At 72.2% G+C, this 24,658-nt stretch carries 27 protein-coding genes; 24 read left to right on the top strand and 3 right to left on the bottom strand.

Annotated elements, in window-relative coordinates:
- Positions 1-162 precede the first annotated feature (162 nt).
- The 9 genes from ACQEVZ_RS18415 (at position 163) to ACQEVZ_RS18375 (ending at position 9,256) form a co-directional block, all read left to right on the top strand.
- Positions 163-1,086, top strand: coding sequence for a phosphotransferase (locus ACQEVZ_RS18415; protein ID WP_344507883.1), 924 nt, complete (start codon positions 163-165; stop codon positions 1,084-1,086).
- A 17-nt stretch (positions 1,087-1,103) separates the two neighbouring features.
- Positions 1,104-2,645, top strand: coding sequence for an amino acid permease (locus ACQEVZ_RS18410; RefSeq protein ID WP_433367989.1), 1,542 nt, complete (start codon positions 1,104-1,106; stop codon positions 2,643-2,645).
- 98 nt (positions 2,646-2,743) lie between these two features.
- On the top strand, positions 2,744-3,451 hold the full coding sequence (locus tag ACQEVZ_RS18405) for a FadR/GntR family transcriptional regulator (RefSeq protein WP_433367986.1): 708 nt from the start codon (positions 2,744-2,746) through the stop codon (positions 3,449-3,451).
- Between the two features lie 37 nt (positions 3,452-3,488).
- Positions 3,489-4,820 (top strand): glutamine synthetase family protein, encoded by a 1,332-nt coding sequence (locus ACQEVZ_RS18400; protein ID WP_433367983.1) that lies wholly within the window; start codon positions 3,489-3,491, stop codon positions 4,818-4,820.
- A 6-nt stretch (positions 4,821-4,826) separates the two neighbouring features.
- Complete coding sequence (locus tag ACQEVZ_RS18395) at positions 4,827-6,176, top strand: aldehyde dehydrogenase family protein (RefSeq protein WP_433367980.1); 1,350 nt, start codon at positions 4,827-4,829, stop codon at positions 6,174-6,176.
- On the top strand, positions 6,177-6,944 hold the full coding sequence (locus ACQEVZ_RS18390; protein WP_344507873.1) for a 3-oxoacyl-ACP reductase: 768 nt from the start codon (positions 6,177-6,179) through the stop codon (positions 6,942-6,944). It begins immediately after the preceding gene.
- Positions 6,941-7,627, top strand: coding sequence for a gamma-glutamyl-gamma-aminobutyrate hydrolase family protein (locus ACQEVZ_RS18385; RefSeq protein ID WP_344507871.1), 687 nt, complete (start codon positions 6,941-6,943; stop codon positions 7,625-7,627). Before ACQEVZ_RS18390 ends, ACQEVZ_RS18385 begins: the two co-directional genes overlap by 4 nt.
- Positions 7,628-7,637: 10 nt before the next feature.
- Entirely contained in the window at positions 7,638-8,531 is an 894-nt protein-coding gene (locus ACQEVZ_RS18380; protein ID WP_433367975.1) for an LLM class flavin-dependent oxidoreductase, read from the top strand.
- Between the two features lie 5 nt (positions 8,532-8,536).
- Positions 8,537-9,256, top strand: coding sequence for a gamma-glutamyl-gamma-aminobutyrate hydrolase family protein (locus ACQEVZ_RS18375; RefSeq protein ID WP_344507866.1), 720 nt, complete (start codon positions 8,537-8,539; stop codon positions 9,254-9,256).
- Positions 9,257-9,266: 10 nt separating this feature from the next.
- Here the strand turns inward: ACQEVZ_RS18375 and ACQEVZ_RS18370 are convergent, their stop codons facing one another.
- Positions 9,267-9,482 carry a hypothetical protein gene (locus tag ACQEVZ_RS18370; RefSeq protein WP_433367971.1) on the bottom strand — a complete coding sequence of 72 codons (216 nt, stop codon included), beginning with the start codon at positions 9,480-9,482 and terminating at the stop codon, positions 9,267-9,269.
- Between the two features lie 53 nt (positions 9,483-9,535).
- Between ACQEVZ_RS18370 and map the strand changes: the two genes are divergently transcribed.
- The gene (gene map / locus ACQEVZ_RS18365) at positions 9,536-10,393 is read left to right on the top strand and encodes a type I methionyl aminopeptidase (protein WP_344507862.1); all 858 of its coding nucleotides are present in this window, start codon (positions 9,536-9,538) and stop codon (positions 10,391-10,393) included.
- A 79-nt stretch (positions 10,394-10,472) separates the two neighbouring features.
- Positions 10,473-11,195 (top strand): VIT1/CCC1 transporter family protein, encoded by a 723-nt coding sequence (locus ACQEVZ_RS18360; protein WP_433367967.1) that lies wholly within the window; start codon positions 10,473-10,475, stop codon positions 11,193-11,195.
- Positions 11,196-11,465: 270 nt separating this feature from the next.
- Here ACQEVZ_RS18360 and ACQEVZ_RS18355 read toward each other — a convergent pair whose 3' ends face one another.
- Both ACQEVZ_RS18355 and ACQEVZ_RS18350 read right to left on the bottom strand, forming a co-directional pair.
- A complete protein-coding gene (locus ACQEVZ_RS18355) occupies positions 11,466-11,897 on the bottom strand; it encodes a ferritin-like domain-containing protein (protein WP_344507858.1) in 432 nt (143 codons plus the stop codon).
- Positions 11,894-12,358, bottom strand: a complete 465-nt coding sequence (locus ACQEVZ_RS18350) for a hypothetical protein (RefSeq protein WP_360559666.1) — start codon at positions 12,356-12,358, stop codon at positions 11,894-11,896. The genes ACQEVZ_RS18355 and ACQEVZ_RS18350 overlap by 4 nt, the downstream gene beginning before the upstream one ends.
- 325 nt (positions 12,359-12,683) lie before the next feature.
- Here ACQEVZ_RS18350 and rimP point away from each other — a divergent pair, with 325 nt between their 5' ends.
- The 13 genes from rimP to truB all read left to right on the top strand — a co-directional run bounded on the left by rimP (position 12,684) and on the right by truB (position 24,572).
- On the top strand, positions 12,684-13,286 hold the full coding sequence (gene rimP / locus ACQEVZ_RS18345; protein WP_433367962.1) for a ribosome maturation factor RimP: 603 nt from the start codon (positions 12,684-12,686) through the stop codon (positions 13,284-13,286).
- On the top strand, positions 13,283-14,341 hold the full coding sequence (nusA, locus tag ACQEVZ_RS18340; protein WP_344507852.1) for a transcription termination factor NusA: 1,059 nt from the start codon (positions 13,283-13,285) through the stop codon (positions 14,339-14,341). The genes rimP and nusA overlap by 4 nt, the downstream gene beginning before the upstream one ends.
- Positions 14,342-14,346: 5 nt before the next feature.
- A complete protein-coding gene (locus tag ACQEVZ_RS18335; protein WP_344507850.1) occupies positions 14,347-14,643 on the top strand; it encodes a YlxR family protein in 297 nt (98 codons plus the stop codon).
- A gap of 159 nt (positions 14,644-14,802) precedes the next feature.
- Complete coding sequence (gene infB, locus ACQEVZ_RS18330; RefSeq protein ID WP_433367957.1) at positions 14,803-17,859, top strand: translation initiation factor IF-2; 3,057 nt, start codon at positions 14,803-14,805, stop codon at positions 17,857-17,859.
- Between the two features lie 82 nt (positions 17,860-17,941).
- Complete coding sequence (locus ACQEVZ_RS18325) at positions 17,942-18,316, top strand: hypothetical protein (protein ID WP_344507846.1); 375 nt, start codon at positions 17,942-17,944, stop codon at positions 18,314-18,316.
- Between the two features lie 20 nt (positions 18,317-18,336).
- On the top strand, positions 18,337-18,633 hold the full coding sequence (locus ACQEVZ_RS18320) for a DUF503 domain-containing protein (RefSeq protein WP_344507844.1): 297 nt from the start codon (positions 18,337-18,339) through the stop codon (positions 18,631-18,633).
- A 99-nt stretch (positions 18,634-18,732) separates the two neighbouring features.
- Positions 18,733-19,206: a 30S ribosome-binding factor RbfA gene (gene rbfA, locus ACQEVZ_RS18315; protein ID WP_433367953.1), complete on the top strand. Its 474-nt coding sequence runs from the start codon at positions 18,733-18,735 to the stop codon at positions 19,204-19,206.
- Positions 19,203-20,237, top strand: coding sequence for a DHH family phosphoesterase (locus ACQEVZ_RS18310; protein WP_433367950.1), 1,035 nt, complete (start codon positions 19,203-19,205; stop codon positions 20,235-20,237). Before rbfA ends, ACQEVZ_RS18310 begins: the two co-directional genes overlap by 4 nt.
- 53 nt (positions 20,238-20,290) lie before the next feature.
- Complete coding sequence (locus tag ACQEVZ_RS18305) at positions 20,291-20,692, top strand: hypothetical protein (RefSeq protein ID WP_433367947.1); 402 nt, start codon at positions 20,291-20,293, stop codon at positions 20,690-20,692.
- A gap of 43 nt (positions 20,693-20,735) precedes the next feature.
- Positions 20,736-20,954 (top strand): DUF6186 family protein, encoded by a 219-nt coding sequence (locus ACQEVZ_RS18300; protein WP_433367944.1) that lies wholly within the window; start codon positions 20,736-20,738, stop codon positions 20,952-20,954.
- 549 nt (positions 20,955-21,503) lie between these two features.
- Entirely contained in the window at positions 21,504-22,790 is a 1,287-nt protein-coding gene (locus tag ACQEVZ_RS18295; RefSeq protein ID WP_344508173.1) for an MATE family efflux transporter, read from the top strand.
- Between the two features lie 13 nt (positions 22,791-22,803).
- On the top strand, positions 22,804-23,670 hold the full coding sequence (locus tag ACQEVZ_RS18290) for a DUF3626 domain-containing protein (protein WP_433367941.1): 867 nt from the start codon (positions 22,804-22,806) through the stop codon (positions 23,668-23,670).
- Positions 23,671-23,681: 11 nt separating this feature from the next.
- The gene (truB, locus tag ACQEVZ_RS18285) at positions 23,682-24,572 is read left to right on the top strand and encodes a tRNA pseudouridine(55) synthase TruB (RefSeq protein WP_344507833.1); all 891 of its coding nucleotides are present in this window, start codon (positions 23,682-23,684) and stop codon (positions 24,570-24,572) included.
- The last annotated feature ends 86 nt before the right edge of the window (positions 24,573-24,658 follow it).

The raw sequence follows: 24,658 nt of genomic DNA, 5'->3' as shown, positions 1-24,658 counted from the left end.
GTCTGAAGCGATACCGGTAAACGCGAAGATCCCTCTTGACGACCGGCCGTGGCAGGCGTTAACTGTGCCCCACTATGACGTCGGTCACTACAGTCCCCGGGGTGTAAAAGGTCTGTAACCGGCGTGGACCGCGCGGCGAAGGGGCCGGGTGCCATGACTGCGGTGCCGTCCATCGCGGACCTGCTGGAGCGGGTCCCGTCGTGGGTGGGCCGCGCGGTCGAATGGCAGCGGCTGCAGGGCGGGCTGTCCCATCACATCTACCGGGTCGACGTCGACCGGGTGCCCTACGTGCTGCGGGTGCTGGAGCCCGCGGTGTCCGCCGCCGGCCTCGGCGTCCCGCCGGAGCAGGAGATCGCCAACACCGTGCTCGCGGCGCGGACCGTCGGCGCGCAGGTCTACGAGGTCCTGCCGGACGTCCCGGCGGTCGTCATCGAGTACCTCCCGGGCCGGACCCTCGGCGCCGCCGACGTGCGCCGCCCCGAGATCGTCCCGTCCATCGCGACCGCCTGCCGCCGGCTGCACGCCGGCCCGGCGTTCGGCAACGAATTCGACATCTTCGCCAAGCGGGCCGAGCTGCTCGGCGTCTGTGCGCGGCACGACCTGCCGCTGCCGGACGGCTACCTGGACCGCTCGTCCACAGTGGATGCCCTGGAAAGGGCACTGGCGGCGCGGCCGCTGCCGCGCGTGCCGTGCCACAACGACCTGCTCGCCGAGAACTTCATCGCCACCGGCGACGGTGTGCGGATCATCGACTACCAGCTGTCCGGCAACAACGACCCCGCATTCGAGCTCGGCGACATCGCCGCGGAGGCCGACTACGACCCGGATCTGGTCGGCCTGCTGGCGGGGGAGTACTTCGCCGAAGCCGACGAGGCCCTCCGCGCGAGGGTCCGGCTGTATCAAGTCGCGTCCAACGTCACCTGGACGCTGTGGTTCACCGTCCACCATGGACTGTTCAAGTCCGCCGCGTTCGACTACGCGGCGGAGGCGGCCGAGAAGTGGGGCCAGGCCAAGGATGCCTTGGACGACGACCCCGGCCTCGGCAGGCTCCTGGCGGCGGCCAACGGAAGGAACCCCCACCCCTAAAAACCGAGGAGGTGCCCATGGCATCACCGACCGTCGACGCAGACGAACAGCGGCTCGCCGAGCTGGGCTACAAGCAGGAGCTGCGCCGCAAGTGGAGCGGCTTCTCCAACTTCGCCATCTCGTTCTCCATCATCTCGATCCTTGCGGGCTGCTTCACCACGTTCGGCCAGGCGTGGATGAACGGCGGCCCGGTCGCCATCTCCTGGGGCTGGCCGCTCATCTCGATCTTCATCCTGATCATCGGCTTCTGCATGTCGGAGCTGGTGTCGGCGTACCCGACGGCCGGCGGCATCTACTGGTGGGCCGCCAAGATGGGCAAGCCGATCCACGGCTGGTTCACCGGCTGGCTCAACCTGATCGGCCTGATCGCCGTGACCGCGTCGGTCGACTACGGCTGCGCGACGTTCCTGAGCCTGGTGCTCGACGCGTACACCTCGTGGGACAGCGGCAACCTGTACCTGACGTTCCTGCTGTTCGTGGTGATCCTCGTGCTGCACGCGGCGATCAACATCTTCGGGCACAACGTCATCGACGTGCTGCAGAACGTCTCGGTGTGGTGGCACGTGTTCGGTGCCGCCGCGGTCGTGCTGATCCTGGTGATCGTGCCGGAGAAGCACCAGAGCCTGCAGTTCGTCTTCACCGAGCGCTTCAACAACTCCGGCTACTCCGACGGGCTGTACTGGTTCCTGGTGCTGCCGTTCGGCTTCCTGCTCACCCAGTACACGATCACCGGCTTCGACGCGTGCGCGCACGTGTCGGAGGAGACGAAGGGCGCGTCCACGGCCGCCGCGAAGGGCCTGTGGCAGTCCATCTTCTACTCGGCGATCGGCGGCTGGATCCTGCTGCTGTCGTTCCTGTTCGCGGCGACCGACGTCGACGCGATCACCGAGGCCGCCGGCTTCTCCGGCGCGATCTTCGAGACGTCGCTGAGCTCCGGCTTCTTCAAGGCGGTCATCCTCATCTCCACCATCGGGCAGTTCTTCTGCGGCATGAGCTGCGTGACGAGCATGTCCCGGATGACCTACGCGTTCAGTCGTGACCGGGCCGTGCCGGGCTGGCAGCTGTGGTCCAAGGTGGACCGCAACGGCACCCCGGTGAACGCGATCCTGGGTGCTTCCGCGGCCGGGCTCGTGCTCACCCTGCCCGCGCTGTACAAGAGCCCGACGGGCGCGCCCACCGCCTTCTACGCGGTGGTCTCGGTCGCGGTCATCGGCCTGTACCTGGCCTTCCTGATCCCGATCTACCTGCGCCTGCGGATGGGCGACAGGTTCGTGCCCGGCCCGTGGACGCTCGGCTCGAAGTACAAGGTGCTGGGCTGGATCGCGGTCATCGAGATCGCCGTCATCTCGGTCTACTTCGTGCTGCCGCTGTCGCCGGCCGCGATCCCCGGCAACAAGGACTTCTCCTGGCTCAACGTCAACTACGCGCCGCTGGCGATCCTGCTGGTCATCGGCGGCGCAGCGCTGTGGTGGACGCTGTCGGCGAAGCACTGGTTCAAGGGCCCGATCCGCACGATCGACGAGGCGATCGCGGAGGACACCGCGGCGTCCGTCGACTAGGGAATGATGTGGTCCGGGCGGCGCGCGAACGCCGTCCGGACCCATCGAGGCGAGGAGGGCGGATGCCGGTGGCCACTGAGCCCCTGTCAGGTGTGCCGATGTGGCGTCCGGTCCGGGGCGGCAACGCCTTCGAGATCACCGTGGCACGCCTGGCCCAGGCGATCCGGCTGGGTCTCGTGCCGGTCGGCGAGCGGCTCCCGCCGGAGCGCGAGCTGGCGGAGCGCCTGCAGGTGAGCCGGGTGACGCTGCGCGAGGCGATCGCCGCCCTGCGGGAGGCCGGCTTCCTCGAGTCGCGGCGCGGGCGCTCCGGCGGCACGTTCGTGGTGCGCTCCACCGGCGACTCGCACCCCGACGCCGCCGAGCAGGACGCCGCCGCCCTCGCCCGCGAGATGGGCGACGCGCTGCACGACGCGCTGGACTTCCGGCGGGTCCTGGAGCCGGGCGCGGCCGCGCTCGCCGCGACGAGGTCGCTGTCCGCCGCGGACCGGGCGCACCTGGTCGCCTGCCTGGCCGCGGCCCGCACCCGCGACCCGCGGACCCGGCGGGTCAACGACTCCCGGCTGCACCTCGCGATCGCCTCGGCGAGCGGCTCCACGTCGGTGGCCGCCTCCATCGCCGACGTGCAGCTGCGCCTGGACCGGCTGCTCGCCGCGATCCCGGTGCTGCGCCGCAACCTCGACCACTCCGACGCCCAGCACGAGCGGGTCGTCGAGGCGATCCTCGGCGGTGACCCGGTCGTCGCCCGCACCGAGATGGAAGAGCACTGCGACGCGACCGCCGCCCTGTTGCGCGGTCTGCTCGGTTGAGTTTATGGTTTGTTTCTAGACCTTTAGGGGATGGGCGATGCTGACGATCGAGCAGCTGCGCGTTGCGGTGAGCGAGGGTGAGATCGACACGGTCGTCGTGGCGGTCACCGACATGCAGGGCCGGTTGCAGGGCAAGCGGTTCTACGCCCAGCACTTCCTCGACGAGGTCGTCGCCCACGGCACCGAGGGCTGCAACTACCTGCTCGCGGTCGACGTCGACATGAACACCGTCGAGGGCTATGCGATGTCGTCCTGGTCCTCCGGCTACGGCGACTTCGCGATGATCCCCGACTTCGCCACCCTGCGCCGCATCCCGTGGCAGCCCGGCACCGCCCTGGTCCTCGCCGACCTGCGCTGGCTGGACGGCGAGTCGCCGGTGGCCGCCTCGCCCCGGCAGATCCTGCGCGCGCGGCTCGCCGGGCTCGCCGACGCCGGCCTCACCGCCTACACCGGCACGGAGCTGGAGTTCATCGCCTACCGGGACAGCTACGAGGAGGCGTACGCCAAGGGGTACCGCGACCTCATCCCGGCCAACGTCTTCAACGCCGACTATTCGCTGCTGCAGACCGCCCGGATCGAGCCGCTGCTGCGCCGCATCCGCAACGACATGGCGGGCGCCGGCCTGGTCCCGGAGAGCGCCAAGGGCGAGTGCAACCTCGGCCAGCACGAGATCGCGTTCCGCTACGACGAGGCGCTGCGCAACGCCGACGGGCACGTGCTCTACAAGAACGGCGCCAAGGAGATCGCGGCCCAGGAGGGCGTGTCGATCACCTTCATGGCCAAGCCCAACGCGCGCGAGGGCAACTCCTGCCACATCCACTTCTCCCTTCGCCGTACCGGAGACGGGCAGCGGGTCGACGAGCCCACGTTCCACCACGCCATGGCCGGCCTGCTGGCGACCATGCGCGAGTTCACCCTCATGTACGCGCCGAACATCAACTCCTACAAGCGCTACCAGGCGGGCTCGTTCGCGCCGACCGCGGTGCGCTGGGGCAACGACAACCGCACCTGCGCGCTGCGCGTCGTCGGGCACGGCCCGTCGCTGCGGGTCGAGAACCGGGTGCCCGGCGCCGACGTCAACCCCTACCTGGCGATCGCCGCGATGGCCGCCGGCGCGCTGCACGGCATCCGCAACGAGCTGCCCCTCGAGGACATCTACACCGGCAACGCGTACCAGGACGACACCGCGCCCCGGGTGCCCGCGACGCTGCGCGAGGCGCTCACCCTGTGGGAGGGCAGCGACCTGGCCCGCGCGGCATTCGGTGAGGACGTCGTCGCCCATTACGCCAACAACGCCCGGGTCGAGCTGGCAGCGTTTGACGCGGCGGTCACCGACTGGGAACTCCAGCGCGGCTTCGAAAGGCTCTGAACACGCATGCATGACGTCATTTCGCCGGTGACCGAGGAAGTGGTCGCCACGGTGCCATCCCTGGGCGTCGAGGAGACCGACGCCGCGATCGAGAAGGCCCACCAGTCGTTCCAGGCATGGCGGGCCGTGGCGCCGGGCGACCGGGCCCGGCTGCTGCGCCGCTTCGCCGCGCTCGTCGACGAGCACAACGAGGAGCTCGCGCAGCTGGAGGTCCGCAACTCCGGGCACACCATCGGCAACGCCCGCTGGGAGGCCGGCAACGTCCGGGACGTGCTCAACTACTACGCCGGGGCGCCCGAGCGGCTGAGCGGGCGGCAGATCCCGGTCGCCGGCGGCATGGACGTCACGTTCTACGAGCCCCTGGGCGTCGTCGGGGTCATCGTGCCGTGGAACTTCCCGATGCCGATCGCCGGCTGGGGCTTCGCCCCCGCGCTCGCCGCCGGCAACACCGTCGTGCTCAAGCCCGCCGAGCTCACCCCGCTGACCGCCCTTCGCCTGGGCGAGCTGGCCCTGGCGGCCGGTCTGCCCGAGGGCGTGTTCACGGTGCTGCCGGGCAAGGGCTCGGTCGTCGGGGAGCGGTTCGTCACCCACCCGCTCGTGCGCAAGGTCTGCTTCACCGGCTCCACCGAGGTCGGCAAGCGCATCATGGCCGGCTGCGCGCAGCAGGTGAAGCGGGTGACCCTGGAGCTGGGCGGCAAGAGCGCCAACATCGTCTTCGCCGACGCGGACCTCGCGAAGGCGGCCGCCGGTGCGCCGGGCGCGGTCTTCGACAACGCTGGCCAGGACTGCTGCGCCCGGTCCCGCCTGCTCGTCCAGGCCAGCGTGTACGACGAGTTCATGGGCCTGCTGGAGCAGTCGGTGACGGCGTTCCGGTGCGAGGACCCCGCCCTGGAGACCGCGCAGATGGGGCCGCTGATCTCCGCGGGGCAGCTGGCATCGGTGCGGTCCTATGTGGACGACGCGCTGATCACGGGCACCGCGCCCGGCGGACCCGGCTACTGGATGGCGCCGACCGTGCTCGCCGCGGAGTCGACGCAGGACCGGCACTGGCGCGAGGAGATCTTCGGCCCGGTCCTGTCGGTGCTGCGCTTCGACGACGAGGCCGACGCGATCCGTCTCGCCAACGACACCGAGTATGGCCTGTCCGGCTCCATCTGGACCGGCGACCTGGGCCGCGGGATCCGCGTCGCCCGCGGCGTCGAGGCCGGCAACCTCAGCGTCAACTCCAACTCCTCGGTGCGGTACTGGACGCCGTTCGGCGGCGTGAAGCAGTCCGGCCTCGGCCGTGAGCTCGGCCCGGACGCGGTCGCCGCGTTCAGCGAAGTCAAGAACGTCTTCTTCAGCACGGAGGTCTAAGTGCAGGCTCGTCTCCAGGACCGGGTCGCGGTCATCACCGGCGCCGGCAGCGGCATCGGGCTCGCCACGGCGCGCCGGTTCGCGTCCGAGGGCGCCAAGGTCGTCGTCGTGGACCTCAACCCCGACGCCGGCAAGGCCGCCGCCGAGGAGGTGGGCGGCGAGTTCGTCGCCGCCGACGTCTCCGACGAGGAGCAGGTCAGGGCGCTTTTCGACGGCGTCGCCGAGCGGCACGGGCGGCTCGACATCGCCTTCAACAACGCCGGCATCTCCCCGCCGGACGACGACTCGATCCTCGACACCGGCCTCGAGGCGTGGGAGCGGGTGCTGAAGGTCAACACCACCAGCGTCTACTTCTGCTGCAAGTACGCCATCCCGCACATGCGCGCCCAGGGCAAGGGCTCGATCATCAACACCGCGAGCTTCGTCGCGCTGCTCGGCGCCGCCACCTCGCAGATCGCCTACACCGCGAGCAAGGGCGCGGTGCTGTCGATGACCCGCGAACTCGGCGTGCAGTTCGCCCGCGAAGGCATCCGGGTGAACGCGCTGTGCCCCGGGCCGATCGCCACCCCGCTGCTCATGGAGCTCTTCGCCAAGGACCCGGAGCGGGCCGCCCGGCGCCTCGTGCACGTGCCGATGGGCCGCTTCGGCGCCCCGGAGGAGATCGCCGGCGCGGTCGCGTTCCTCGCCAGCGACGACGCGTCGTTCATCACCGCCTCCACGTTCCTCGTCGACGGCGGCATCACCGGCGCGTACGTGACGCCGCTGTGACCGCACTGGTCGGGATCACCGCGTACGTCGAGCCGGCCCGCTGGGGCGTGTGGGACACGCGGGCGGTGCTCGTCCCCGAGGGGTACGTGCGGATGGTGCGGGCGGCCGGCGCCCGGCCGGTCATCCTGCCCCCGTCGGCGGACGACGCCGCCGACCTGGTCCGCCGCCTCGACGGCCTCGTCCTGGCCGGCGGTGCCGACATCGAGCCGGCGCACTACGGCGCGCCGGCCCACCCGTCGACGAAGACCCGCCCGGACCGCGACAGCGGCGAGCTGGCCGTGCTCGCCGCGGCGCTGGACGCCGACCTGCCGGTGCTGGGGGTCTGCCGCGGCATGGAGCTGCTCGCCGTCGCCTGTGGCGGCACGCTCACCCAGCACCTGCCCGACGTCCTGGGCAACGAGCGGCACCAGCCGAGCCCCGGCGTCTACGGGGCGCACCCGGCCCGCTTCGCGCCCGGCTCCCGGGCCGAGGCGATCTTCGGCGGGACGGCGGAGGTCAACTCCTACCACCACCAGGCCGTCGACGACGCGGGCGCGCTCACCGTCACCGGATGGGCCGACGACGACGTGATCGAGGCCGTGGAGCACCCGGAGCGCCGCTTCGTCCTCGGTGTCCAGTGGCACCCCGAGGAGGCCCTGGACGTCCGCCCGTTTGCCGCCCTCGTGCGGGCGATTCCTGGGTAGGTTGGGAGCCATGCGCATCGGGTGCGGACTGCCGGTGTCCGGGTCGTGGGCCACGCCGGAGATCCTCGCGGAGATCGCCACCGAGGCGGAGCGGCTCGGCTACGACTCGCTGTGGACCTTCCAGCGGCTGCTGTCGGCGGACGGTCCGATGTACCGCAGCGTCCTCGACCCGATCGTCGCGCTGACCTTCGCCGCCGCCCGGACCAGCCGGATCCGCCTCGGCGTGGCCGTGATCAACCTGCCGTTCGTGTCGCCGGTCGTGCTCGCCAAGCAGGTCGCCACCCTCGACGTGCTCAGCGGCGGCCGGGTCGATCTCGGGCTCGGCGCCGGCTGGTCGTCCGACGAGTTCACCGCGACCGGCGCCTCGATGGCGCGGCGGGCGGCGCGGACCCGCGAATACGTCGCGGTGCTGCGGGCGCTGTGGTCGGGCGCCGCCTCGTTCGACGGCGAGTTCTACACCGTGCCGGACGGCCGCATGGAGCCCCGTCCGGTGCAGCGCCCCGGCGTGCCGATCCTCCTCGGCGGCGCCGTCGAGGCCGCGATCCGCCGGGCGGGTGAGATCGGCGACGGCTGGGTCAGCCGCTCCGCCACCGACCTGTCCGACATCGCATCGGATGTCGCTCTTGTACGGGAGGGCGCCAGGTCCTCCGGTCGCGCTTCGCCGAGGATCGTCTGCCGCGGTGTGGTCAAGCTCACCGAGACCGAGTTGGACTCCGACGGCCGGCCGCCGCTGTCCGGCAGCTACGAGCAGGTCCGCGAGGGCGCCGCGTGGCTCGGCACGCAGGGCGTCACCGAGGTCTTCTACGACCTGAACTGGGACCCGCTCATCACCCTCGCCCCGGAGGACGCCCGCGACAGGGCACTCGAGATCCTCCACAACCTCGCCCCGGTGGGATTAAGTTGATGGGCATGTCGCGACCGGTGATCGGACTGACCACCTACGCCGAGGAGACCCGCTTCGGGCTCAACGACACCTTCTCGGCCGTGCTTCCACTGTCCTACGTGCACGCGGTGCACTCCTCCGGCGGCCGGGCGGTCCTCGTGACCCCCGACGACCCCGACATCGACGTCCTGGACGGCCTCGACGGGATCATGTTCACCGGCGGCTCCGACGTGAACCCGGACCTCTACGGCGAGCCGCCCCACGCCACCACGAAGGTCAAGCCCGAGCGCGACACCGCCGAGCTGCTGCTCATGCGCGCCGCGCTCGCCCTGGATCTGCCGCTGCTGGGCATCTGCCGCGGCATGCAGCTGATGTGCGTCGCGTATGGCGGCCGCCTCCACCAGCACCTGCCCGACGTCCTGGGCCACAACGACCACCGCCCCGTCAGCGGCCCCAAGTTCGGCGAGCACCCCGTCGTCCTGACCGGTGGCACTCTCGCCGCCAAGATCCTGGGCGACTCGGTGATGGTCAACTCGTTCCACCACCAGGGCTGCGCCGACCCCGGCACGCTGACCCCGACCGGCTGGTGCCCCGACGACAACCTCATCGAGGTCGTCGAGGACCCGTCGAAGCCCTTCGCCGTCGGCGTCCAGTGGCACCCCGAGGACACCACCGACTTCCGCGTCTTCGCCGCCTTCATCGAAGCCGCCCGCGCCTACCGCGCCTCGGCGTACGCGCGGCCGTGAGCCGGCGCGGCTACTCGCCGGCGGCGGCCTCGTCTCCGGTGGCGGCGGCCTCGTCCGAGGTGCGGTGGTCGATGCGCAGGTCGGGGGCGGTCTCGCGGTAGTGCTCGCGGTCCTCGGAGTCGGCGAGGAGGGCCTCGGCCTGGGCCTTCGGGTCGTCGCTGCCGGCGGCGAGCTCTTCGGGCAGGAGGTCCTCGGCGCGCTGGGAGACGCGGTCGTCGTCGATCATGCTCAGGGGGTTACCCAGACCATGTCGTGTTGATGCGCGTTAGGCTTTTCGGCATGACCGTCCGCGCACCGCTCGCCCCCGGCACGCAAACACCCTGGCGTCAGGTTCCGGCCTCGATCGCGCGCCCCGAGTATGTGGGGAAGCGCGGGCCGAGCAAGCAGCGCGGGTCGGATGTGCAGACCCCGGAGATCATCGAGCGGATGCGGGTGGCGAGCCGGCTCGCCGCGCAGGCGACGGTGCTGGCGGGGGAGCACGCCAAGCCGGGGGTGACGACCGACGAGATCGACCGGGTGGTGCACGAGTTCCTCTGCGACCACGGGGCGTATCCGTCGACGCTGGGCTACAAGGGGTTCCCGAAGTCGTGCTGCACCTCGCTCAACGAGGTGATCTGCCACGGCATCCCCGACTCGACGGTGATCGAGGACGGCGACATCCTCAACGTGGACGTGACGGCGTTCATCGGCGGGGTGCACGGCGACACCAACCAGACGTTCTGCGTCGGTGACGTCACCGAGGAGGCCCGGCTGCTGGTCGAGCGGACCCGCGAGGCGATGATGCGGGGCATCCGGGCCGTCGCGCCCGGCCGGCCGATCAACGCGATCGGGCGGGTCATCGAGGCGTATGCGAAGCGCTTCGGCTATGGCGTGGTGCGCGACTTCACCGGCCACGGCATCAACGAGGTGTTCCACACGGGCCTCTACGTGCCGCACTACGACAACCCGCGGCTCACCACGGTGATGGAGCCCGGGATGACGTTCACGATCGAGCCGATGATCACGCTCGGCACGCACGACTACAACATCTGGAAGGACGGCTGGACGGTCGTCACCAAGGACCGCAGGTGGACCGCCCAGTTCGAGCACACCATCGTGGTGACGGACGACGGCTTCGAGATCCTGACCCTGCCGTGACCGGCCCGGAGCGGAGCGGAGCGGCCGGGCACCATGGGCTCAGTCGTTGGTCGCGGCGCCGGAGCGGAGCGGAGGCGTCGTGACGAGCCCTGCGGGGCATCCCGCGGCGCATCCTGCAGCGTTGGACGCGCATCACCATGCCGACGTCTCGGGCGGGTGGTTGCGGGCCGCGGTGTTCGGGGCGATGGACGGGCTGGTCACCAACATCGCGCTGATCGCCGGGGTCGGCGGTGGCGGGATCGCGCCGCGGACGATCGTGCTGACCGGCGCGGCGGGCCTGGTCGCCGGGGCGATCTCGATGGGACTGGGGGAGTTCACCAGCGTCCGCGCGCAGAACGAGCAGGTCGCCGCGGAGGTCGCGAAGGAGCGGCGGGAGCTGACCCGCTTCCCCAAGGAGGAGGCCGAGGAGCTCGCCAGGATCTGGGAGCGCCGGGGGCTGCCGCCGGACCTGGCGCTGGAGGTCGCCTCGACGCTGGGGCGGGACATCGACGAGGCGGTCCGGGTCCACGCGCAGGAGGAGCTCGGGGTCGACCCGGACGATGCACCCAGCCCGTGGGTGGCCGCCGGGTCGTCGTTCGTGTGCTTCTCGATCGGCGCGCTGGTGCCGCTGCTGCCGTATCTGCTCGGCGCCACCAGCCTGTGGCCGGCGCTGGCCGCGGGCGGTGGCGGGCTGTTCGTCGCCGGGGCGTTGATCGCCCGGTACACCCGCCGGCGCTGGTGGGCGTCGGGTGTCCGGCAGCTGCTGCTCGGTGCGGCGGCGGCCGGTGCGACGTATCTGGTCGGGAGGGTCATCGGAGTGTGAGACCTGATCGTCCGGGAAGGCGCAGGTGGTGCTCTTCCCGGACGGCAGGGCTCACGAGACGGTGTGTTTAACGACGCGGCTGCATCGTCGGACCGGCCCAAGCGGTGCGGCGCATGTCGGTCTCCTCTCGTTCGGACGCTCGTGGCGTGATGCAACGATCGTCGCGGAGCGGACACGTCCGTGGGGTCCTGCGCCCTTGCGATGGCACGCTTTCGGGAGTACCGGAGGTTTCAGATCTCGCGAGGCCGGATCGCCCTGTTTGTCGGGTTTCTAAGCCTTGCCGGGGAACGCGCTGGTCAGCGGCGTCGTGCCGGCCGCCTGGCGCAGGGCGGCGCCCCGGGTGGCGCAGTCGACGAGCGCGTCGACGGCGAGCTTGCGCACCTCGCCGGAGGTCGGCGGCAGCGCCAGCCGCCACTGTGCGGCCGTGCGGTCCTCCACCATGGCGAGGAGCTTCAGTGCCGACGCGCGGTCGGTGACCGGGAACGGCAGCGCATACGCGGGCGCCGCGGGCGGTGGCGTGACCCCGGCGCCGGACAGCCGGACCACGAGGTCGTCGCGGCGGGCGCGGTGGGCCGACTCGGCGTTGCGGGCCAGGCCGACCGTCCCGCCGTCGAGCTTGGCGCCGGCGGTGCCGTAGGCGTAGATGGCGGCGTGCTCGGCCTGCAGCGCCGCCACGAGCCGCTCGTCGGCGGGCGTCGTCATGTCAGGATCTCCACGTGTGCGGCACGGCAGGCGGCGATGGAGCCGAGCAGGGCCGCCCGGTAGGACGGAGCGGCCAGGCAGGCGCCGGTCGCGTCGTCCTGGCCGGTCTTCTCCAGCCCGACGAGCTCCTTGATCGCGGCCGCCTGGTCCTGCACGACCGGCCCGGCGGACGCGCTCGCCGCCGGCATCGGGCCGTGCTCGTCGATGCCGATCTCGCGGGCCAACGCGACGACGTGCGCGGCGTGGTCGTCCTTGAGCGGGCCGAGCCGGTCCTGCAGGGCGGGGAACGCGGTCAGCACCTCGGCGTAGCGGTCCCGCAGCGCCACCGTGCGGGTGAGCAGCGGCAACAGCACATCGGGCGCCGGGTGCCAGGTCGCCGCGGACCGCTTCGGGACGTCGCAGGCGGCGAGGGTCGCCACCACCCCGGCTGCGGCGGCGAGGACGGCTCTGCGGGAGGACACGCGCACAGTGAACACCATTCAGCGCGATTTAGGGGAACAAGACCCGCGGTTGTGGCCCCTCCGGCGCGGTCGGGGTGGGGACACGGGTGAGACCTCGGGTGGAGACACCGTGGGGACACGGTGGGGACACGGTGGGGACACGGTGGGGACACGGTGGGACCCGGGTGGTGACACGGTGGGAGCGCCGCCGGAACGCCGGAGGTCACGTCGCGTTACGCTCTGCGGGGAGCCGCCCGTGGGTATCGACGCGGGCGGCGTGAGGCCGTGCCAGAGCTGCCGGATGGGCGTGACGCGCCCATGGCGGTGCAGAGAGAAGGTGTCGATCATGGCTCAGCAGCGGGATCGCCGCAGCGGCGGTTCGCGGGATGCTGGGGCCCGTGACGCCGGTGCGCACCGCGAGCGTCTGCGGAAGGTCGTCGAGCCGGTCGTCGTGGCGGCGGGCTTCGACCTGGAGGAGCTCGAGGTCAGCCGGGTCGGGCGGCGGCACCTGCTGAGGGTCGCGGTCGACAGCGACCGGGGTGTCGACCTGGACGCCGTCGCCGAGGTGTCGCGGGCCGTGTCGGCCGCGCTGGACGAGGCCGAGACGGGCGGCGACGAGCTGATCGCGGGGGAGTACGAGCTGGAGGTCGGCTCCCGCGGGGTCGACCGGCCGCTGACCGAGCCGCGGCACTGGCGGCGCAACCGGACCCGCCTGGTGCAGGTCGACGCGGCCGGAGTGCCCGTCACCGGCCGGGTGACGGCGGTGAGCGACACCGGGGTGACCCTGGACGTGGAGGGCGCCGCGCGGACGGTCGCCTTCGAGGACCTCGGCCCCGGCCGGGTGCAGGTAGAGATGAAGCGCCTGGCCGAGCTGCCAGAGGACGAAGACGACGACTTCGCGGATGACGAAGACGATGACGACGACGAGGAAGGGGAGGACGAGGCGTGAACATCGACCTGGCGGCGCTCCGCGCGCTGGAGCGTGAGCGGGAGATCCCGTTCGAGACCATCCTCGCGGCGATCGAGACCGCACTGCTGACCGCGTACCGGCACACCGAGGGGGCCAACCCGCACGCCCGCGTCGAGATCGACCGCAGGAGCGGCGCGGCGTCGGTGCTGGCGCAGGACCTCGACGAGGACGGCACGATCGTCCGCGAGTACGAGGACACCCCGCACGACTTCGGCCGGATCGCGGCGATGACCGCCAAGCAGGTCATCCTGCAGCGGCTGCGCGAGGCGACCGACGAGGTGCACTTCGGCGAGTACGTCGGCCGGGACGGCGACCTGGTCACCGGCGTGATCCAGGCGCACGACGCACGCGCCGAGAAGGGCATCGTCTCCATCGACCTCGGCAAGATCGAGGGGCTGCTGCCCGCGGCGGAGCAGGTGCCGGGCGAGCGGTATGAGCACGGCCAGCGCATCAAGTGCATCGTGGTCCACGTGGTGAAGGGCTTCCGCGGGCCGCAGGTGACGCTGTCGCGGTCCCACCCCAACCTGGTGAAGCGGCTCTTCGCCCTGGAGGTCCCGGAGATCGCCGACGGGACCGTCGAGATCGCCGCGATCGCACGTGAGGCAGGTCACCGTACGAAGATCGCGGTGCGCACCACGGTCGCCGGGGTCAACGCCAAGGGTGCCTGCATCGGCCCGATGGGTCAGCGGGTCCGGGCCGTCATGAGCGAGCTGCACGGCGAGAAGATCGACATCATCGACTGGTCGGACGACCCGGCCCAGTTCGTCGGCAACGCGCTGTCGCCGGCCAAGGCGCTCAACGTGGAGGTCGTCGACGCGGGTAACCGGGCCGCCCGGGTGACCGTCCCGGACTTCCAGCTTTCCCTGGCCATCGGCCGTGAGGGCCAGAACGCGCGGCTCGCCGCGAGGCTCACCGGCTGGCGCATCGACATCCGCCCGGACAATGCCACGGACGGCGCCGCCGACAACGGTTCGGCCGGCAACGTCGATCACGTCACGGGACCGGGCGCGGCACAAGCCGAAAGCGCAGGGTAGACTTCTTGACGGTTCGTCGCACGCCCCCGGTCCGCACCTGTGTTGGTTGCCGGTTGCGTGCGTCATCCTCCGAGTTACTGCGGTTTGTCGCGATCGAGTCCGGCCCTGACCAGTTCATGGCCGTCCCCGATCCGGCCCGCAGACGGCCGGGTCGGGGAGCGCACCTGCATCCTGATCCGGCTTGCCTGGCGCTAGCGGAGCGTCGGCGCGCCTTCGGGCGGGCCTTGCGTATCGCCGGAGTCCTCGACACCGGCCCGCTGGCCGAAGCCGTCACCCTGGCGGCAGCGGAGCAATCGCAGTGATCGGAACCGCCGATGGTGGGCGCGAGATGCCCCACCCGGACACGCAAGGTAGGACGACGGACATGAGCACACGATGAAGTCCCTGAGATGACCAGGCTTCAAGTGCACGAGTGAGGTCGGCGCGGACCCATGCCGCCCGGCCTCGAGGTGAGGAGTGTAGTGGCAGGCAAGGCCCGCGTACACGAGCTGGCAAAAGAGCTCGGGGTCGAGAGCAAGACCGTGCTCGCAAAGCTGCAGGAGCTTGGCGAGTACGTGAAGTCCGCATCCAGCACGGTCGAGGCGCCAGTGGCGCGCCGGCTGCGAGCGAGCTTCGAATCCGGAGGGGCCGCACCGGCACCCTCGGCTCCTCCTGCGCCGGCATCGTCGGCTCCCTCGGCCGCGCCAGTGCCCATGGCACCGCGTCCGGGCCCGGCAGTCCCGGCAGCCAAGCCCTTCGCGCCCCCGAAGCGGCCGCAGCCGCCCGCGGGTGGCGGACCCGGTGGCGGGCGTGGCCCGATCCCCGGCCCGCCGCGCCCCGCGGCTCCCGCGGTCAAGCCGACGAGCGCGCACGACATCGAGGTGGCGGCCGCCGAGCAGCGCGCCGCCGCGCTGAAGGCGGACCAGGACGCGGCCCTGAAGGCCGCGAAGGAGGCCCGCCAGCGGGAGACCACCAGGCGTGAGAGCACGCCGCCGCCCAGCGGTGGTGCGCCGACGCCCGGCCCGCGTCCCGGTCCGGCGACGCCGGCGCCCCAGCCGGGTGCCGCGCCGACCCCGGGTGCCCCACGTCCAGGCCAGGGGCCTCGTCCCGGCGGCGCCCGCCCGCCGGCGCGCTCCCCGGGCAACAACCCGTTCGGTGTCTCCGGCGGCGCTCCGGCGCGGCCCGCACCGGGTGGCGGCAACATCCCGCGGCCCAACCCGGCCGCGATGCCTCCGCGGCCCAACCCGGCCTCGATGGGCGGCCCCCGGCCCAACCCGTCGCAGATGCCGAGCCAGCGTCCGGGTCGCCCGGCCGGTGGGCCCGGTGACCGTCCCGGTCGTCCGGGTGGCGGTCCCGGCGGTGGCGGCGGTGGCTTCCGCTCCGGCGGCGGCGGCGGCGGTCGTCCCGGCGGTCCCGGTGGCGGCGGCGGTGGCGGTTTCCGTCCCGGTGGCGGCGGCGGTGCCGGTGGCGGTTTCCGTCCCGGTGGCGGCGGCGGTGCCGGAGCCGGTGGTGGCTACCGTCCCGGTGGCGGCGGCGGCGCGCCCGGCGCGGGCGTCGGCGGTGCCGGTCGTCCCGGTGGCGGCGGTGCCGGTGGCCGTGGTCGCGGCGGCGGTGCCGCGGGTGCCTTCGGGCGTCCCGGTGGCCGGCCCACCCGTGGCCGCAAGTCCAAGAAGCAGCGCAGACAAGAGTTCGACAACCTGTCCGCGCCGACGATGGGTTCGGGCGCTCCCCGGGGTCAGGGTCAGTCGATCCGGCTCCCGCAGGGTGCCTCCCTGTCCGACTTCGCGGACCGGATCAACGCCAACCCGGGCTCGCTCGTGCAGGAGATGTTCAACCTGGGTGAGATGGTGACGGCGACCCAGTCGTGCACCAACGAGACCCTGCTGCTGCTCGGTGAGCACCTGGGCTTCAACGTCGAGATCGTCAGCCCCGAGGACGAGGACCGCGAGCTGCTCGCGCGCTTCGACATCGACATCGATGCCGACGTCGACGAGGAGCGCCTGGTCATCCGGCCGCCGGTCGTGACCGTCATGGGTCACGTCGACCACGGTAAGACGAAGCTGCTCGACGCGATCCGCTCCACCAACGTCGTGGCCGGCGAGGCCGGTGGCATCACCCAGCACATCGGTGCCTACCAGGTGCACGTGCCGCACGGCGAGGACGGCGAGGACCGCGCGATCACCTTCATCGACACCCCGGGTCACGAGGCGTTCACCGCCATGCGTGCCCGTGGTGCGCAGGCCACGGACATCGTGGTCCTGGTGGTCGCGGCCGACGACGGCGTCATGCCCCAGACGATCGAGGCGTTGAACCACGCCCAGGCGGCCGAGGTGCCGATCGTGGTCGCGGTCAACAAGATCGACAAGGAGAACGCCAACCCGGCCAAGGTGCGTCAGGAGCTGACGCAGTACGGCCTGGTCGCCGAGGAGTACGGCGGCGAGACCATGTTCGTCGACATCTCCGCGAAGAGCCGCATCAACATCGAGGGTCTCCTCGAGGCCGTGCTGCTCACCGCCGACGCCGCGCTCGACCTGCGCGCGCCGATCGACGGTCCGGCGCAGGGCATCGCGATCGAGTCGCACCTCGACCGTGGCCGTGGTCCCGTCGCCACCGTGCTGGTGGAGAAGGGCACGCTCAACGTCGGTGACTCGATCGTCGCCGGCCGTGCCTACGGCCGCGTCCGGGCGATGCTCGACGAGAACGGCACGCCCGTGCCGTCCGCGGGGCCGGCCCGTCCGGTCCTGGTGCTCGGTCTGACCTCGGTGCCCGGCGCCGGTGACACGTTCCTCGCCACCGACGACGACCGCACCGCGCGCCAGATCGCCGAGCAGCGGCAGGCCCGCCGCCGTGCGGCCGAGATGGCCTCGCGCACCGGCCGGGTCACCCTGGAGAACCTGTTCGACCAGCTCAAGGAGGGCGAGAAGACCACGCTCAACCTCATCCTCAAGGGTGACGGTTCGGGTTCGGTCGAGGCGCTCGAGGACGCACTGGTCAAGATCGTCGTCGCCGACGAGGTCCAGCTCCGGATCATCCACCGGGGCGTGGGCGCCGTCACCCAGGACGACGTCAACCTGGCGAGCGCGTCCGACGCGATCGTCATCGGGTTCAACGTGCGGGCCGAGGGTCGCATCCGCGAGCTGGCCGACCGCGAGGGCGTGGAGATCCGGTACTACACGGTCATCTACCAGGCCATCGAGGAGATCGAGACCGCGCTCAAGGGCATGCTCAAGCCCATCTACGAGGAGGTCGAGCTCGGCACGGCGGAGATCCGCGAGGTCTTCCGCTCGTCGCGCTTCGGCAACATCGCGGGCTGCATCGTCCGCACCGGGCTCATCCGGCGCAACAGCAAGGCGCGCCTGCTCCGCGACGGGGCTGTCATCTCCGACAACCTCACCATCGCGGGCCTGCGCCGCTTCAAGGACGACGCCACCGAGGTCCGCGAGGGCTTCGAGTGCGGTATCACGCTCGGCAACTTCAACGACATCCAGCTCGGTGACGTCATCGAGACCTGGGAGCTGCGGGAGAAGCCGCGCGGCTGATGCCGTCCAGCTGAGAGGGGCCGCCGCGGGTTCGCGGCGGCCCTTTCTTTGATGTTGGTTTCGGGCGTACCGTCGATGCGTCATGAACCTCGTCTGGTGGTCGATCGAGGTCCGCGACGGGGCTACCCCGGCGCGGCAGTGGCGGGACGCCTGGTCGCGGTCGCTGCTCGAGGCCGCTGTGACGCACGGAGCGCATGACTTCATCTGGCAGGCCGAGCCGTTCGGGGTCGTGCTGGAGCTCGGCTTCGCCGAGACCGGCGACTGGGACCGCTTCCGGAGCCTTCCGGCCGTGACCGCCGCCGTCGACGCGGTCGACCCGACGTCGATCTACGTGTACCCGGGCCGCGGCGGCGGCGCCGGCGCCGGGCTGCCCCGGCGCAGCCCGCGCCCGATCGTCGAGGACGCCGCACCACTCCCGGTCTCACCTGCTTTTATCTTGGTGGCCAGACTTCCGTAGAGTCGTTAGGATCTTGGGCCGTGTATACCGGAACCGCGGTCTTCGACATGCTTCTGCCCGGTGACTCCCGTTCACTGAAGGCCAAGCGCGCCTACGTGCGGCCGCTGGTGGCCTACCTGCGCAAGTTCGAGGTGTCGGTCGCCGAGGTCGGCGCCCTCGACCTGCACGGACGCGCCGAGGTCGGCGTCGCGGTGGTCGCCGCGGAGGCCGGGCACGTGCGGGAGGTCCTGGACACCATCGAGCGGGCGGTCGCGGGCCGCCCCGAGATCGAGTTGCTCTCCGTGCGCCGCCGGCTGCACGGTGACGATGACGAGTAGACCCGCGCCTGGTCCGGGGCGCTGGACGCGGCCTCCAGGTCGCGGCGCGGGTAGTGTCAGAGCGTTGGTCAGATCGTTTTGGCTGCGGAGGTGTTCGAGATGACGGATCCGGCAAAGGTGCGCCGGCACGCCGAGCGGGTGAAAGAGCTCGTCGCATCGGTGGTGCGGACGCAGGTCAAGGATCCTCGGCTGGGGATGATCACGATCACCGACGCGCGGATCACCGCTGATCTGCGTGAGGCGACCGTGTTCTACACGGTGCTCGGTGACGCGACGGCACAGTCGGGCACCGCGGCGGCGCTGGAGAGCGCCAAGGGGCTGCTGCGTTCGACCGTCGGCAAGGCACTGGGGCTGCGCCACTCGCCGAGCCTCACCTTCGTGCACGACGACGTGACGGAGCACGTGAAGCACATCGACGACCTGCTGGCGACCGCGCGCAACGCCGACGCGGAGGTCCAGCGACAGGCCGCCGGGGCGCACTACGCGGGCGACGCCCAGCCCTACAAGGTCGACGACGAGGCGGGGGCCGAAGGCGCCGACGACGAGGTCGTCGTCGGCCAGGACCGTCGGTGACCGCACCGCAACCGTCGCCCGGGGAGTGGGCCGCAGCGGTCTCAGCGCTGCGCGGCCTGCCCCCGGGCGCTCGCGTGCTGCTCGCCTGCCACGTCAACCCCGACGGCGACGCCCTCGGCAGCATGCTCGGCTTCGCGCTGGGGCTGCGCCGCTTCGCCCCGTCACTGGTCGTCGAGGCGACCTTCCCCGGCCCGCTGACCGTGCCCGCGCCCTTCGACGAGCTGCCGGGCGTGTCCATGCTGGTCCCGGCGGCCACCGTCACGCCGCCCGCGCCCACGCCCGACGCGGTGCTGGTCTTCGACGCCGCCAGCGTCGAGCGGCTCGGCGACCTCGCCGGCGTCCTGGCCGCCGCCCCGGTCGGCATCGTGCTCGACCATCACGCGTCCAACCCGGGCTTCGGGGCGGTCAACCTCATCGACCCGTCCGCCGCCGCGACGTCGGTCGTCGCCGAGGGGCTGCTCGGCCGCCTCGGCGTGGTCCTGGACGCTGAGATCGCCGAGTGCCTGTACGTGGCGCTCGCCACCGACACGGGCTCGTTCAAGCACGGCTCGACCACGCCGGCGGTGCACGAGCTCGCGGCCCGGCTCGTCGCCACCGGCATCCCCGTCGGCGACATCTCCCGCCGCCTGTTCGACACCCGGCCCTACAGCGCGGTCCGGCTCTTCGGCGTCGCCCTGGCCCGCACCGCGTTCGAGCCCGCCGGTGGTCTCGGCCTCGCGTGGACCTACGTGACGCCCGCCGACCTCGCCGAGTTCGGCCAGCCCGCAGGCGCGGTGGAGGCGCTCATCGACTCCGTGCGCTGCGTCGCGGAGGCCGACGTCGCCTGCGTGGTGAAGCCCATCGGGCCGCACGAGTGGTCGGTCTCGCTGCGCAGCAAGGGCGCCGTCGACGTCAGCCGGGTCGCCGTCGGTCTCGGCGGCGGCGGGCACCGCTTCGCGGCCGGGTTCAGCGCGACCGGCACGGTCGACGAGGTGATCGCCGCGATCCGCACCGCGCTCACGGAATCGGACGTCCTGGCAGATCAGGGTTAAACGGGGGCTGACATCGCTGGCACACCGGGTGTCGCGCCGGTGACAATCGATGGATGGACCGACCTGAGCTGGTTGCGGAGGTCGACCGGGGCTGGGCCCGCCCGGTTGTGCTCGCCCCGGTCTTCGCCCTGATCGCCCTGGTGGGCGGGGCGCTGCCGTCGTTCTCCCTGCGGGCCAACCTGCTCGTCCTCGGCGCCGGGGGAGCGCTGCTGTGGCTCGGCATGTCCGCCACCGTGCCGAAGCGTCCCGCGCCGGCGCGACTGCCCCGGGCAGCGGCGTGGTGGCTGCTGCCGGTCGGGCTCTTCGCGGTCGTCGAGGGCGTCACGTTCCTGATCGGGTCGCGGGCCTATCCGACGCTGTCCCGCCTCGCCGACCCCTTGCTGGAGCACTACCTTGCCCGCGCCGCCGCCTACTTCGGCTGGCTGTGGGCCTTCTGGGCGATGGTGCGGCGATGATGGTCGCGCGGGCGGGGAAGGCAGCGATGGCGGGGGTGCGGCGATGACGGTCGCGCAGGTGAGCATCGCGGCGGCGTTCGCCGTGTCGCTGGGGCTCTTCGCGGTGGTCGAGATCGCCGCCCGGCGGGAGGGCTCGAAGGTGCCGACGCTCGGCGAGGTCTGCGGCGTCGTCATGCGCTACCGGGTCGGCCCGCTGCCGGTCGGCCGGATCGCGATGTTCGGCTTCTGGTGGTGGCTCGGCTGGCACTTCCTGGCGCGTTGACGAGCGCCCTGACGTACGCCCCGACGAACGCCCTGACGGACTTCCGACAGGTGAACCCGCCGGTAACTGCGTCCAGATCGCGGGATGACGTCGCACATCGTGGAACTGAACGATAGCTTAGGAATATGCGCATCGTACGAATTCTTCGCTGCCCGTCCCGGGGCTGACCGCTTCCAGCGGAACCCGGCGGCGGGCGTCTCACGGCCCAGGAAACACCACAGCCGCCAAGCGAGGAACAGATGCGCCAGACCCACCGATCCACGTTGCAGGCCGACACCACCCACAGTCGGTCTCCTCGTCGTGTGTTGGCGTGGCCGCCGGTGACCCCGGCGCCCCTGCGATCGGACCGTCGATACTCCAACCGCGTCACCGAGTCAGGAGACCGTCATGCCTGAGCAGCCGAAGTCCCAGCCCAAGCCGCAGGAGCCCACCACCGAGACGCGTGAGCGCGCCCGTGCCGCCCTGCAGATGTCGATGGACCGCCGGGGCTGATCACCCCTGTAAGTAGCGTGTAGGGAGGCTTCTCCTTACGCTGTCGCGGTGACCCCGATGCGTCGTGTCGCCGCCCTCGCCCTGCCTGCGCTCGTGGTGCTCGCCGCCGAGCCGCTCTACGTCCTCGTCGACACGGCGGTCGTCGGGCACCTCGGCCGCGAGGAGCTGGGTTCGCTCGCCATCGGCGGGCAGATCATGGCGCTCGCCGTCTGGCTGGGCAACGTGCTCGCCTACGGCACCACCGGCCGCGCCGCGCGCCGCTTCGGCGCCGGGCAGCGCGGTGCCGCGGTCGCCGAGGGCGTCCAGGCGTCCTGGCTGGCCTTCGCCGGCGGGGTCGTCATCATGGTGGTCCTCGAGGTGTTCGCCGGGCCGCTGACCCGTGCCGTCGCGGGGTCGCCCGGCCCGGTCGCCGACGGCGCCGCCGACTGGCTGCGCATCGCCGCCCTGGGCGCGCCCGGCCTGCTGCTCGGCACCGCGGGCAACGGGTGGATGCGCGGCGTGCAGGACACCCGCCGCCCGCTCTACTACGTGCTCGGCGCCAACGCGCTGTCGGCCGTGCTCTGCCCCCTGCTCGTGCACCCGCTGGGGTTCGGCCTGGCCGGCTCCGCGATCGCGAACGTCGTCGCGCAGACGGCGGCCGGCCTGCTGTTCGTCCGGGCGCTGCTGACCGAGCGGGTCCCGCTGCGGCCGCACCTGGACGTGATCCGCCACCAGCTGGTGCTCGGCCGCGACCTGCTGCTGCGCGGTGCGGCGTTCCAGGCGTGCTTCCTGTCCGCGTCGGCGGTCGCGGCCCGCTTCGGCACCGCCAGCCTCGCCGCGCACCTCATCGCGATCCAGCTGTTCTTCTTCACCGCGCTCGCCCTGGACGCCGTCGCGATCGCCGCGCAGTCCCTCGTCGGCGCCGCGCTCGGCGGCGAGCAGGTCGACGAGGCACGCCTGCTCGCCCGCCGCATCACCGCCGCCGGGCTGGTCTCCGGCGCCGTGTTCGCGGTCCTGGTCGCGGCCGCCCTCGCCACCGTCCGGCCCTGGTTCGGCGCCGATGATCAGGTGTACGCCCAGGCGAAGACCGCCTGGTGGTGGTTCGTCGCGATGATGCCGGCCGCCGGCGTGGTCTTCGCGCTCGACGGGGTCTTCCTCGGCGCCGGCGACGTGCGGTACCTGCGCAACCTCACGTTCGTCTCGGCGCTCGGCGGCTTCCTGCCCGGCATCTGGCTGGCGTACCTGCTCGACGCCGGCCTGCGCGGGGTGTGGGTCGCACTGTGCCTGTTCATCGCGCTGCGCCTGGGCGGCCTGCTGTGGCGCCTCACCGGCGACAAATGGGCGGTGGCCGGCGCGGTCCGCTGACATACTGCGCGCCGTGGACGCACAGCTCACGGCCGCGCAGCTGGAGGCGCTCGGGCACGTGCGGGCGGCGGCCGGCCCGCGCACCGACCCGGTCGACGCCGTCGTGACGATCAACTTCCATCCCGACCGCATCGACGCCGGCGGCCGCACCGTGATCGCGGGGCTGCTCGCCGACGGCCGGTTCCGCAGCCAGTTCGAGACCGGAATCTCCAACGGCGGCCTCACGGCGCACCCGGGCGGCGACCGCGACCGCTGGGAGGAGCGCATGTTCGGCGGCGCCTACCAGCGGCCCGGCGTCGTGCCCGCCGACCGGCCCAAGTACGGCGCCCTCGACCTGCGCCGCCACCCGGCCGGCGCCGCCCGCCGCTTCGGCTCCGCCCACCTGCGCCTGCGCCCAGAGGTCAACACGCGCGCCACGTTCACCCTGGGGGACAGCTTCCACGAGCCCCGGGAGGCGGGCGTGTTCGACGCGTTGGCGCCGGTACTGGCGGGCCTCGCCGACCACGTCGCCGCGGCCGGACCGCTCGACGACTACGTCGAGGCGCAGGTCCACGGCCCCGTCGACCTCGCCCGGGACGTGGCGGCGCTCGTCCTCGACGACAGCTTCGCCGGCCACCTGCCCGCCGCGGAGACGCTCGCGGACCGGCACGGCATCAAGCTCGAATGGCGGGCGGGGCCGCGCCTGAGCCCGGACGAGATCGACGACGAGTTCCGGGGTCCCGAGGTGCGCCCCCTGGCGGTGCTGCTGTGTGAGCGCTGGTCGCGGCCCTTCGTCGACGCCGAGCTGATCGGCCGCGCCGCCCGCGCCGCCCACGCCGATCCCGAGCGGCTACAGCTGTTGAAGTACCTGTGGCACACCCTCACTGTGCACGGCAGTTAGGCTGACCCGTCGTGGCGCAGAAGGCAGCAACGCAGGGCGGGCTCGTCGTCGTCGACAAGCCCGGCGGGATGACCTCGCACGACGTGGTGTCGCGGATGCGGCGGCTGGCGAAGACCCGCAGGGTCGGGCACGGCGGCACCCTCGACCCGATGGCGACCGGGGTGCTCATCATCGGCGTGGAGAAGGCGACCCGGCTGCTCACGTACGTCATCGGCAGCACCAAGGAGTACCGCGGCACGATCCGGCTCGGGCAGGCGACCGTCACCGACGACGCCGAGGGCGAGATCGTGTCCACTGTGGACGCGAGCGGGGTCACCGACGGCGACGTGCACGCCGGGCTCGCCCCGCTGCGCGGGGAGATCCTGCAGGTGCCCAGCGCCGTGTCGGCGATCAAGGTGAACGGGGTCCGCTCCTACCACCGGGTCCGCTCCGGCGAGGAGGTCGCGCTGCAGGCCCGGCCGGTCACCGTCGCCCGCCTCGAGGTGCTCGGCATCAACCGCTCGGACACGTGGGTCGACGTCGACGTCGACGTCGCGTGCTCGTCCGGGACGTACATCCGCGCGCTCGCCCGGGACCTCGGCGCGGCGCTCGGCGTCGGCGGGCACCTGACCGCGCTGCGCCGCACGGCCGTCGGCGCGTTCACCCTCGCCGAGGCGGCGACCCTGGACGAGCTGGCCGAGCGGGACGACCCGGTCACGATGCCGCTGCCGGCCGCCGCCGCACGGTCCTTCCCCCGCCGCGACGCCGACGAGGTCGAGGCGAAGACGCTCTCGCACGGCGGGTCGCTCGCCCCGATCGGGGTCGCCGAGCCGTACGCGGTCTTCGCGCCGGACGGCAGCGTGCTCGCCATCGTCCGGGAGAAGGACGGCCGGGCGCGGCCGGAGATCGTGCTCGTGCCCTGACACCACCGGTACACCTGCCGCAAACGTCACACGAGCGCCCGCCGCGACCCGTACACCTGCCGCAAATGTCACACGAGCGGCTGTCG

Origin of the sequence: Dactylosporangium sp. CA-152071 (assembly GCF_050936335.1) — a bacterium.
GTDB classification, from domain to species: domain Bacteria; phylum Actinomycetota; class Actinomycetes; order Mycobacteriales; family Micromonosporaceae; genus Dactylosporangium; species Dactylosporangium maewongense.
The sequence above is the reverse complement of the archived record's forward strand: the minus strand, read 5'-3'. Positions and strand labels throughout refer to the sequence as shown.